The organism is Sphingomonas sp. CFBP 13720, assembly GCF_014842075.1.
Taxonomy (GTDB): domain Bacteria; phylum Pseudomonadota; class Alphaproteobacteria; order Sphingomonadales; family Sphingomonadaceae; genus Sphingomonas.
In genome coordinates, this window is the sequence record NZ_JACYVA010000007.1 from 53,371 (window position 1) to 65,019 (window position 11,649).

The 11,649-nt window shown below is 66.9% G+C and carries 9 protein-coding genes; 4 read left to right on the forward strand and 5 right to left on the reverse strand.

Features of this window, described 5'->3' with window-relative positions; all coding sequences use genetic code 11:
* Nucleotides 1-320: 320 nt before the first annotated feature.
* Together IFT55_RS13830 and IFT55_RS13835 are read left to right on the forward strand one after the other, a co-directional pair.
* Nucleotides 321-3,038, forward strand: coding sequence for a DUF5695 domain-containing protein (locus tag IFT55_RS13830; protein ID WP_197976471.1), 2,718 nt, complete (start codon nt 321-323; stop codon nt 3,036-3,038).
* 189 nt (nt 3,039-3,227) lie between these two features.
* Entirely contained in the window at nt 3,228-4,217 is a 990-nt protein-coding gene (locus IFT55_RS13835) for an alpha/beta hydrolase (protein ID WP_192092938.1), read from the forward strand.
* 217 nt (nt 4,218-4,434) lie between these two features.
* Here IFT55_RS13835 and IFT55_RS13840 read toward each other — a convergent pair whose 3' ends face one another.
* The 5 genes from IFT55_RS13840 to IFT55_RS13860 form a co-directional block, all read right to left on the reverse strand.
* Entirely contained in the window at nt 4,435-4,965 is a 531-nt protein-coding gene (locus IFT55_RS13840; protein WP_249403835.1) for a tetratricopeptide repeat protein, read from the reverse strand.
* A gap of 11 nt (nt 4,966-4,976) precedes the next feature.
* Nucleotides 4,977-6,158, reverse strand: coding sequence for an RsmB/NOP family class I SAM-dependent RNA methyltransferase (locus tag IFT55_RS13845; RefSeq protein WP_192092939.1), 1,182 nt, complete (start codon nt 6,156-6,158; stop codon nt 4,977-4,979).
* 257 nt (nt 6,159-6,415) lie between these two features.
* The gene (gene guaB / locus IFT55_RS13850; RefSeq protein ID WP_192092940.1) at nt 6,416-7,873 is read right to left on the reverse strand and encodes an IMP dehydrogenase; all 1,458 of its coding nucleotides are present in this window, start codon (nt 7,871-7,873) and stop codon (nt 6,416-6,418) included.
* A gap of 19 nt (nt 7,874-7,892) precedes the next feature.
* Nucleotides 7,893-9,317: a M28 family peptidase gene (locus IFT55_RS13855; protein ID WP_192092941.1), complete on the reverse strand. Its 1,425-nt coding sequence runs from the start codon at nt 9,315-9,317 to the stop codon at nt 7,893-7,895.
* A gap of 37 nt (nt 9,318-9,354) precedes the next feature.
* Nucleotides 9,355-10,161, reverse strand: coding sequence for an HpcH/HpaI aldolase/citrate lyase family protein (locus IFT55_RS13860; RefSeq protein WP_192092942.1), 807 nt, complete (start codon nt 10,159-10,161; stop codon nt 9,355-9,357).
* Nucleotides 10,162-10,212: 51 nt separating this feature from the next.
* Between IFT55_RS13860 and IFT55_RS13865 the strand changes: the two genes are divergently transcribed.
* Nucleotides 10,213-11,193, forward strand: a complete 981-nt coding sequence (locus tag IFT55_RS13865) for an SPFH domain-containing protein (RefSeq protein WP_192092943.1) — start codon at nt 10,213-10,215, stop codon at nt 11,191-11,193.
* Nucleotides 11,190-11,624 (forward strand): NfeD family protein, encoded by a 435-nt coding sequence (locus IFT55_RS13870; protein ID WP_192092944.1) that lies wholly within the window; start codon nt 11,190-11,192, stop codon nt 11,622-11,624. The genes IFT55_RS13865 and IFT55_RS13870 overlap by 4 nt, the downstream gene beginning before the upstream one ends.
* Nucleotides 11,625-11,649 lie beyond the last annotated feature (25 nt).

Genomic DNA, 11,649 nt, shown 5'->3' on the forward strand with positions numbered 1-11,649 from the left:
GTATACGATGTTATCGTACGATCGTTGTCAACCAATGGCGTGCCTAGCGCCAATATGGAAAATCGGGCTGGACGGACCAAAGTCGGTTGCCCGACCGTCTACCACTATATACCGTATACATAGTTCAGAGGAGCGAGGTGGCGGTTCTGGAATCCGGCGTGCCATCAACCGGCGGGATTTGGATCGCGAGGCGATGGGTTGCGTCATCCGGCCGCGGACATTGGGCATCGCGGCCCATGTCCCGACCAGTTCCACTGCACGTCCATCCACGCCGGCCGGCCGTCGGCCAGCCCGATCCGTCCATTTCAGCGAGACCGTCCATGATCCGCCCCGTAACAATTGGCCTGTTCCTGTTGACGACGGGCCTGTCCCCCGCTCCGGCGCAAACCGAACCCGTCGCGAAGGTTTATCCCCCGATCGCGAAAGACCGTTTCCGCATCGGCGCGATGATCGTTGAACTGCGACGCGATACGCAGACGCTGGCGCGACTGTCGCCGGGTGCGGAGCCGGAATTCGACTTCGTTCCCGGTAGGCGGGAGGCGGAACGTGCCGGCAACGGCTATGTCCATATCGGCGACCTGCACCTGCGCGTACGTTCCGGCGGCGGTCCGTGGGCCGATTTTTCGTCGTCGCGCGATCGCAGGCCGATCCGCCCCCTGCCCGCAGCGAAAGGGACGATTGCGGCGGCCGACATCACCGCAACGATGGGCGGGGCGCCGTTACAGGTGACGCGGCAGTGGATCGACGATGCCGGCGTGCTGTCGCTGCGCTACACGCTCGCCAATCCGACCGCGCAGCCGATCGAGGTCGGCGCGCTGGGCATGCCGATGGTGTTCGACAACATCATCACCGACCGGAGCCTTGAGCAGGCGCATGCGAAGGCCAGCTTCGTCGATCCCTATATCGGGCGCGACGCCGGCTATCTTCAGGTCACGCGGCTGAACGGGCGCGGGCCGGCGTTGCTGGTGACGCCGGAAACGGCGACGCCGCTGGAAGCATATCGCGCCATCGCGCAGGACCGGCGGGCGGCGAAGGGCGATATCTTCACCGACCGATCGGACCGGAGCCAGACGTCAGAGGGATTCTATGACTGGATGGTCGCCAGCAAGGCGATGGCCGACCGGGAATGGTCGGGGGCCGAACAATGGAACCAGCCCACCGGCTTCGTACTGGCCCCCGGCGAACGGCGGACGATCGGCGTGCGCTTTGCCACCGCCCCGTCGATCCGCACGATCGAACCGACGCTGATCGCGGCAGGGCGTCCGGTGGCGGTCGGTATCCCCGGCTATGTGGTCCCCACCGACCAGCGTGCGTCGCTGTTCCTGCATTCTTCGCAGCCGGTTCGCGGGGTCGAGGTGGTTCCAACGGGATCGATGACGTTGACACCCGCCGCCCCGACCAAAGGGTGGGCGCGATACGACGTGAAGGCGAACGGATGGGGCCGATCGCGCGTTTCGATCACCTATGCCGATGGCAGCGTGCAGACGGTGCATTATTACCTGACCAAGCCGATCGATCAGGCGATGGCCGATCTCGGCCGGTTCTCCACGACGAAGCAATGGTTCGACGACAAGGCCGATCCGTTCGGCCGGGCGCCCACGATCCTCAGCTACGACCGTGAAGCGGACCGGTTGCTGACGCAGGAACCGCGCGTCTGGATCGCCGGGATGAGCGACGAAGGCGGCGCCGGTGCGTGGATCGCGGCGATGATGAAGCAGCTCGATCATCCCGATGCGGGCGAAGTCGCGAAGCTGGAACGGGTCGTCAACGAAACCGTCCTCGGCAAGCTTCAGGTCGCCGAAGGTCCGACACAGGGCGCGGTCAAGAAAAGCCTGTTCTGGTACGATCCCGCCGCCTTCCCGGGCTATTACGCCAAGCCCGACGATCAGTGGAAAAGCTGGACGTCGTGGAACCGGAAGGGCGCGGACGACCTTGGCCGGTCGTACAACTATCCGCATGTCGCGATCGGGCATTGGGTGCTGTACCGTCTGGCGCGCAATCATGCCGGGCTGGTGCGGACGCACGACTGGCGCTTCTATCTCGACTGGGCGTATCGCACGACGGCCGCGATGATGCGCGACGCCCCGCATTATGCCCAGTTCGGGCAGATGGAAGGCGACGTGTTCGTCGACATCCTGAAAGACCTGCAGCGTGAGGGAATGAGCACGGAGGCGGCCGACATGGAGCGGTTGATGAAGGCGCGCGCCGATCATTGGCGCTCGCTCGCCTATCCGTTCGGATCGGAAATGGCGTGGGATTCGACCGGCCAGCCCGAAGTATATGCGTGGATGCGCTATTTCGGATACCAGCCGCAGGCCGACGTGACGCGCGAGGTCATTCTGGGCTATGATCCGACGATCCCCCACTGGGGCTATAACGGCAACGCCCGCCGGTATTGGGACTTTCTGTACGGCGGAAAGACGGCGCGGATCGAACGGCAGATCCATCATTATGGATCGACGCTCAACGCCGTACCACTGTTCGACGCGTTCCGTCACGATCCCGCCGACCTTCACCTGCTGCGCGTCGCCTATGGCGGGATGATGGGCGGCATCACCAACATCGATCGCGACGGGTTCGCGTCGGCCGCATTCCATTCCGAACCGGATATGCTGCGTTGGGACCCCTATACCGGCGATTCTGGCATGGGGCTGTACGGCCATGCGCTGGCGGCGGCGAGCTATCTGGTCGATCATCCGACGTTCGGCTGGATCGGGTTCGGCGGCGACGTGACCACCGCTGGCGGCAGCGTGCGCATCGTGCCGAAGGACGGGGCGCGCAGCCGGCTGTTCATCGCACCCGCCGGACAGTGGATCACGCTGGACGCCGGAAAGATCGCCCGCGCCGATTATGTACCCGCAACCGGAGCGATCAAGTTGACGCTCGACCCCGCGACGACCGCGACGCCGGTCGCGCGGGTGCGGGTGGAGGCGACCGTCGCGCGGGCAACGCCGCTTCGGATATCGGGCGCGGCGGTCGAGCGTGGTGGCTATACGATCGCGCTGAGCGAAGGGCCGACCGTCGTGCGACTGACGTGATGATCGCGAACCCGTCATCCGAATGATGGAGATGACCGCGATGGGCCGTTCGTGCACAGCGATCCCGAAGCCCGTCCACCGGCCCGCTCGCGGCGCACGGATGCCGGGCAAGACGTTGTAACGACCTTTCTATCGATCGGGGAAAACGCGATGAAGCGGACATGGCAGTCATGTGCAGGAGTTCTGCTGATGGGAATGGCAACCGGCGGCGTGGCCCCGGCGCAATCGCCTTCGCCGGCATGGTCGGACGGCGCGCAGACGATGCGGGTCGAAGTGACGACGGGACAGGTCGATACGATCGGTGGCGTGATCTATTCCCAGATCAAATCGCAGCGTGCGATCCGCCAGCTTCGGATGACCGTGCTGGTGCCGCGCAACAACGACCTGAAACCCGCCATCGTCTATTTCCCCGGCGGCGGCTTCATATCGGCCGACCATGAGAAATATTCCGAGATGCGCACGGCGCTCGCGCGCGCCGGTTTCGTCGTCGCGGCGGCGGAATACCGGGTCGTCCCCGACAAGTTTCCCGCGCTGGTGCAGGACGGGAAAGCGGTGGTGCGGTATCTGCGCGAACATGCCGAGGAATATGGAATCGACCCGACGCGCATCGGCGTGATCGGCGATTCGGCCGGCGGCTATGTGTCTCAGATGCTCGGTACGACCAATGGCGAAAAGGCGTTCGACAAGGGCGACTATCTCGACAAATCGTCCGACGTACAGGCCGCCGTCACGCTGTATGGCATTTCCGACCTGCGTAACATCGGCGAAGGCTTTCCCGACGCGGTGCAGAAAGTGCACCAGTCGCCGGCCGTGACCGAAGCGCTGCTGGTGAACGGCCCCGCATTCGGCCGTTTCGTCGGCGCGGCGATCGGCAGCGATCCCGCAAAGGCGCTGGCGGCAAGCTCGATCGGACATGCCGCGGGCAAGAAGCCCCCCTTCCTCATCATGCATGGCACCGCCGACACGCTGGTATCGCCGATGCAGAGCAAGCATCTGTACGAAGCGCTGAAGGCCGGGCGGAACAAGGTCGACTATGTGATGGTCGAGGGCGCGGGCCATGGCGACTTGTACTGGTATCAGGCACCGGTCATCGAACGGGTCGTGAGCTGGTTCCGACAGACGCTCGGCGAACCGGTGAAGGGTAAGGCGCGGGCACCGGACGCCGGCGCGCGATTATAGGGTTGCGATACGCTGCGGTCCGGGCGTCGTTCGACGACGACCGGACCGGGCGGTCGTCCGTGGCCATTGGGGTCACAAAGGAGCGGCGAGCGCGCTATCCGTCGGCATCGGCCGCGGGTCGATTATGCGGATGCGACGTGACTGGTCGCGTGCGGCAGGAAATCGCCTATCCCTGCCGCCCCGGCGTGGCGGACGCTGTGCAGACCCGCCACGCGGATCAGGGCGTGGTGGTCGGCGTCGCGCCAGGCGTCGGCGCAGCCTGTTGCGCGGTCGCGGTCACCGGCGGTCCCTTGGCGATCGTGGCAGCCAGTTCGGTCGCGGCGGGGCAGTTCGTACCGCAAACCACGCGCAACTTTGCCAGCGTGTCGCGTGCACGTGCGACCGCGCCCTTCTGGACCAGCGCCTCGCCCTCGCCCTTCAACGCCACCGGATCATTGGGTTCGAGCACCAGTGCCTCGCGGTACAGGCGGATCGATTTGCCGGGCAGGTCTTGCCGCGCCGCGACCTGTGCCAGCGTGACGAACGCCTCGCGGTTGCGGGGGTCGATCACCAGCGCGCTTTCAATCAGACCGGTCGCGCCGTCGAGATCGCCCGACGAAAGCGCTGCCCGCCCCTGTTGCAGCAACGCGGTCGAGCGCGGGTCGATCTGACTGTCGGGACGCTGTCCGCTAAGCGAGGTCGACGCGCAGACCAGCGTCAGCGCCGCTGCAACCGAAACCGAGGTGATCCGCATCCACATCTCCGCCATGCCCGCCATCGTCAGCCGGCACCCAGACGGGCGACGAAAAAGCCATCGGTGCCATCGGATGCCGGAGTAAGGCGCATGCCCGAACCGTGGACTCGCCCGCGCGGCAATGCAAGCGGCAGTGCGCGCCAGCCGGCATGCCGCGACAGAAACGCATCGACCTGTCCCGCACCCTCGGCATCGAGCAGCGAGCATACGACATAGGTGATCGTCCCGCCGGACGCCGTCAGCCCGACCGCCACGTCGAGCAGCCGCGACTGCGTCGCGACCAGCCGTTCGAGCCGGTCGGGCGTCAGCCGCCAGCGCGCTTCGGGATTACGCCGCCATGTGCCGGTGCCCGAACATGGCGCATCGATCATCACCCAGTCGGCCTGTCCCGCCACGTCGTCGAGCATCGCCGCTTCCTTGCCCGGATCGAGCAGGCGCGTCTCGGCGATCGTCACGCCGGCCCGCGCGGCACGCGGTCCCAGCCGCGACAATCGGCCGCGATCGGTGTCGGAGGCCAGAATGCGTCCCTCGCCGGCCATCTGCGCCGCGATGGCCAGCGTCTTGCCGCCGCCGCCCGCGCACAGGTCGATCGCGAAGCCTCCGGGTTGCGCACCGACGGCCAGAGAAACGATCTGGCTCCCGATGTCCTGCACTTCGGCGCGACCGTCGCGCAGCAGGTCGCTGCGGTCGACCGGCGTGTCGGCGGGCAGGCGGATGGCGTCGGGCATGTCTTCCGCCGGCTCGCCGCCCAGTTCGGACAGCGCATCCTCGCGCGTCGACCGGAGCCGGTTGACGCGCAGGTCGAGCGGCGCCCGGTCGAGCAGTGCGGCGAGTTCACGATCGTCCAGCCCCGAACCGCGCATGGCATCTTCCAGCCACGCCGGCGCGAGGGTCGCCGCGGCGCGTGTTTCGTCGGCAGCGATCGGTGCCGGACCATAGGTCGATCCGTCGAACGTCTCTGCCAGCGCGGCGTCGCTATCGGCCAGCGCGACGATCGCGGCGCGACCGTCGGCGGGCCGTTCCCCGAAGCGGCGGACGGCGTCATAGGTCAGCTGACGGATCGCGCGGCGATCCTTCGATCCGGCATATCGGCGCTCGGCGAAGAAGCGCTTGGCAACCTGGTCGCCCGCAGCCCCGCCGGTGCGGGCAGCGGCAAGGATCGCATCGACGAGATCGATCGCCGCCTGGGTACGCGCGGCAGGGTTCACTTACAGTCCTTTCGGGTCATCCCCGCAAACGCGGTTCGCGACCAGCTTGTACCACCATCGTCGCCCGTCGGGCGACTGCGTCACGGCATGGCGCTTGAGGCCAGCCGCAGCGCTGCTCGTCGGTCGCGATACCACGATATCGCGCCCTCGACCGGGTACGCTTGAACCGCGCACCTTTCGGTGCCGGTCCTGCGAGCTGATCGGGCATCGCCCTAACAGACTGATCTGCATCAATCCATAGTCCACAATACCCGGTGTCAGCGGGTCGGATAATTCGGCGCCTCGCGCGTGATCGTCACGTCATGGACGTGGCTTTCGCGCAGCCCCGCGTTAGTGATCCGGACAAAGCGCGCGCGTTCCTGAAGCTCGGTGATCGTGTGCGACCCGGTATAGCCCATCGCCGCCTTCACACCGCCCACCAGCTGGTGGATCACGTCGCGCGCCGGTCCCTTATAGGCGACCTGCCCCTCGATCCCTTCGGGCACGAGCTTCAGCTGATCCTTGATATCCTGCTGGAAATAGCGATCGGCCGATCCCTTGGCCATCGCGCCGACCGATCCCATGCCGCGGTAGCTCTTGTACGATCGCCCCTGATACAGGAAGGTTTCGCCCGGCGCTTCCTCGGTGCCCGCCAGCAGTGATCCGATCATCACCGCCGAAGCACCGGCCGCCAGCGCCTTGGCGACGTCGCCCGATGTACGGATGCCGCCATCGGCGATCACCGGTACGCCGCTGCCCTGCGCCGCCTTGGCCGATTCCATGACGGCGGTCAGCTGAGGGACGCCGACGCCCGCGACGACGCGCGTCGTGCAGATCGATCCGGGACCGATGCCGACCTTGATCCCGTCCGCACCGGCGTCGATGAGCGCGCGCGTGGCGTCGCCGGTCGCGACGTTGCCCGCGATCACCTGTACCGAATTGGACAGCTTCTTCACGCGCTCGACCGCAGCGGCGACCTGCCGGTTATGGCCGTGTGCGGTATCGATCACGATCAGATCACACTCGGCGTCGATCAGCGCCTCGGTCCGCTCATAGCCTGTATCGCCGACCGTCGTCGCGGCGGCGACGCACAGCCGCCCTGCCCCGTCCTTCGTCGCGTTCGGATAGGTCACCGCCTTTTCGATGTCCTTGACGGTGATCAGCCCGACGCACCGATACGCGTCGTCCACCACCAGCAGCTTTTCGATGCGGCGCTGATGCAGCAGCCGGCGTGCTTCGTCGGGAGCCACGCCGATGCGCACCGTCGCCAGATTGTCGTGGGTCATCAACTCGGCAACCGGCTGACCCGGATTTTCGGCGAAGCGGACGTCGCGATTGGTCAGGATGCCGACCAGCCTGCCCGATGCCTCGACCACCGGTATCCCGCTGATCCGGTGGCGTTGCATCAGGGTCCGGGCGGAGCTCAGGGGAGCGTCCGGGGTGATGGTGATCGGATTGACGACCATGCCGCTTTCGAACCGCTTGACCGCGCGGACGGCGGCGACCTGTTCCTCGACCGTCAGGTTGCGGTGAAGCACGCCGATCCCGCCCAGCTGCGCCATGACGATCGCCATGTCCGCTTCGGTCACGGTGTCCATCGCCGACGACAGGAACGGGATGTTGAGCGCCAGATTGCGCGCGACGCGCGTGCGCGGATCAGCCTGGCTGGGCAGAACGTCGGATTCCGCCGGAACCAGCAGCACGTCGTCGAAGGTAAGGCCGAGGGTGATATCCATGGGGATCGTCGTCTTTTCGTCAGTTGGCGGGGTAGCGGGCGGGATCGGCGAGCGTGCGGGCGAGCGCCACGTGCAGATCGGCATCCTCCGCCGCACCGGCAAGTTCGAGATGCGCTAGATCGTCGGTCGGCTTGTGATACGGCCCGTCAAGATAGGCGAACAACTGCTTCATATCGCTGACCGATCCGGTCGCCATCACGGCGGGGATGCCGCGCTTGCCGAACGCCCAGCCATCCTGCCGTTCGACCATGATGTTGGCTTCGGTGTCGGTATCGACCTTGCGGCCGATCGACCGCGCGGTTTCGTCGACCAGCCGGTCGATCGCCGGATGATTGCCCCGCCCGACCATCGCCACCGGCAGCCCGGCGGGCGTGATCGCGGTCGTATCGATGTTCAGGTTCGCGACGACACGAAGCGGCGTGCCGGCGATGGCGGCGGCATAGGCGTCCGAACCGAGCAGCCCCATTTCCTCGGCGGTGGTCGCCACGAAATACAGGCTGCGCGCCGGGGCCGGCCCCTTTGCCAGCACCCGTGCCGTTTCGATCAGGATCGCGGTGCCGCTGGCATTGTCGGCGGCACCGTTGCAGATGCGGTCGGCGGTTCCTTCGGGACGGCAGATGCCGATATGATCCCAATGCGCGGACAGCAGTACCGCTTCGTTCGGACGCTGCGTGCCCGGGATCATGCCGACGATATTGGCCGTCGTGAAGCGGCGCCGTTCGGTGGTCGCGGACAGGTCGATCGTGCCGTCGAGCGCGACCGGACGGAAGTCCTTCGCGGCACCCGCCTTCGTCAGCGTCGCCGCCTGTGGTCCGAGCAGCGTCGCGGCCTGCGATTGGGGGACGAACGCGACCAGCGGCGGTTGCGCGACGTCGCCCGGCGCGACGGTCGACCCGAATATCTCCGGCAACTGGTCGTCCTTCAGCGACGCCGGGGCGATGAACACCACGCCCGCCGCGCCCGCCCGGGCCAGTGCGGAAACGCGGTCGGCCCGCCCCGGCGCCATTGCCAGCACAACGATCCGTCCACGCAACGGCGCGGCGGCGAGCGTCGCGGCATCGAGCGTGCCCGCATAGGTCATGGCGACACCTGCGACGCGCATGTCGGGCATCGCGCCGGTCGCGACCACGCCCGCCAGCGGGGTCGCGACAGCGCCCCTGCGGATCGTCGCCGCCGACGATTTCGACCGGACATGGGTCAGCACCAGTTCCTGCCGCCAGCGGCCATCGGGCGCGCCGGGCTTCAGTCCGGCGGCGGCGAATGCTTCGAGAACATAGGCTTCGGCGCGCTCGCCGCCCGCCGTGCCCGGTTCGCGTCCTTCATAGGCGTCGCTGGCAAGGACCGCGATGTGGCCACGCAACATGTCGGGCGTGATCGACTGGGCGAAGGCGGACGTCGTGGCCAGCAGGCCGGCAGCGAGTCCGAAGATGGTGCGGAGCGACATGCGCCCCACTATCCGCCGTTTTCGTGACGGGCAAGCGTCAACGCGCGCGTTCGATCAGCGCACGCGCCATTTCGACGTGCAAATCCTCCACCATGCGGTCGCGGAACCGTTCGGCCCCGCCCCCCGCCGCCGCGATCAGCGCATGCGCATCGGCCAGTTCGGCGTTAGTGGGGCCGAACGCGGCGTTGGCGATCGCCACCTGATCGGGATGGATCAGCGATTTCCCGTCATACCCCAGTGCGCGTCCCTCCGCACATTCGCGCTCCAATCCTTCCGGGTCGGACAGCGCGTTGAAAACGCCGTCGATCGCCCACACTCCCGCCGCGCGCGCGGCCAGCACCACGCCTTGCAACGCCATGCCCATGGCGGCCCGCCCCGACGACGGCGGCAGGCGCAATCCAGCCGCCAGATCGTTGGTGCCCACGATCAGCGCGGCAAGCCCCGGCGCGGCGGCGATCGCGCTTGCCGCCTGTACGCCCGCCGGCGTCTCGATCATCGCCATGACGCTGCGCCCGCTATCCGCCAACTGCGCGATCCCGGCGACCGATTCGACCTTCGGAACAACGACGGTGGTCACTCCGGCCGCATCGATCGCGGCAAGGTCCGCCGGACGATGCGCGCCATCGAGCGCGTTGATGCGGACCGCCACCGCCCGCCCCGCCAGCACCTCCATCGATTCGGGCAGCGCGGCGCGGGCCGCGTCCTTTGCGTCGTCGCGCACCGCATCCTCAAGATCGAGGACGATCCAGTCCGCCGCCAGCCCCGCCGCCTTTGCGATCATGCGCGGGCGCGATGCGGGAACGAACAACAGGCTGCGCGGCGGCAGGGTACGGGCTGTCTCCATCCCCGCGCTATGCTAGACTGCGCCCCGACGTTGCAAGCAGGGAGAAGCCGCATGATACTGGGTGTGATCGCCGGGCTGGTGCTGCTGGTGCTGCTCTACCTGTTCGCCAGCGTGAAGATCGTCACGCAGGGCTATCAATATACCATCGAGCATTTCGGCCGATTCACGGCCGTCGCGCGGCCGGGGTTCAACTTCTATCCCGCCTTCTTCTATCGGGTCGGCCGCAAGGTGAACATGATGGAGCAGGTGATCGACATTCCGGGGCAGGAGATCATCACCCGCGACAACGCGATGGTATCGACCGATGGCGTGGTGTTCTTTCAGGTGCTGGACCCGGCCAAGGCGGCGTACGAGGTGTCGGACCTGTTCGTGGCGCTGCAACAGATCACGACCACGAACCTGCGCACGGTCATGGGGTCGATGGACCTCGACGAAACATTGTCGAAGCGCGACGAGATCAACGCACGGTTGCTGGGCGTGGTCGACCACGCGACCAATCCGTGGGGGGTCAAGATCACCCGGGTCGAGATCAAGGACATTCGCCCGCCCGCCGATATCGTCAACGCGATGGGGCGGCAGATGAAGGCGGAGCGCGAGAAGCGAGCCAACATTCTCGAAGCGGAGGGGACGCGCGCGTCGGAAATCCTGCGCGCCGAGGGGCAGAAACAGGCCCGCATCCTCGAAGCAGAAGGTCGCAAGGAATCGGCGTTCCGCGATTCGGAAGCGCGCGAACGCGCCGCCGAGGCCGAGGCGAAGGCGACGATGGTCGTCAGCGACGCCATCGCGCAGGGCGGGACTCAGGCGATCAACTATTTCATCGCGCAGAAATATGTCGAGGCGGTCGGCAAGTTCGCGACCAGCCCCAATGCCAAGACGATCCTGTTCCCGGTCGAGGCGACGCAGCTGATCGGCACGCTGGGCGGTATCGGCCAGCTTGCGAAGGAAGCGTTGGGCGACGGTGCCACTCCCCCGGGTCGCGAGAATGCGCCGGTGGTGCGTACGGACGGACCGTTCGAGCCGCCGCCGCGATGATGGATGGCGGCTATGTCTGGCTGCTGCTGGCGGTCGTACTGGCCGGGGCCGAACTGGCGGTCCCCGGCGTCTTCCTCGTGTTCGTCGCGATTGCTGCCGCGATCACCGGCGCGCTTTCGCTGATCTTTCCCGACCTGACGCTGCCCGTCGAACTGGTCGTGTTCGGGGCGTGGAGCGTCGTCGCGACGTTGATCGGACGGCGCTGGTATCGCGATTACCCTGTGGATACCGCCGATCCGATGCTGAACGACCGTGCGGCGCGGCTGATCGGACAGGACGTCATCGTCGTCGAACCGATCGTCGGCGGTTCCGGCCGCGTCCGTATCGGCGATGGCGAATGGTCCGCGCATGGTCCCGACCTGCCCGTCGGCAGCCGGGTACGCATCGTCGGCGTGTCCGGCACCGGCGTCACGGTCGCGCTTGCCGATTGACGACCGGCCGTCCGCACGGAACAAG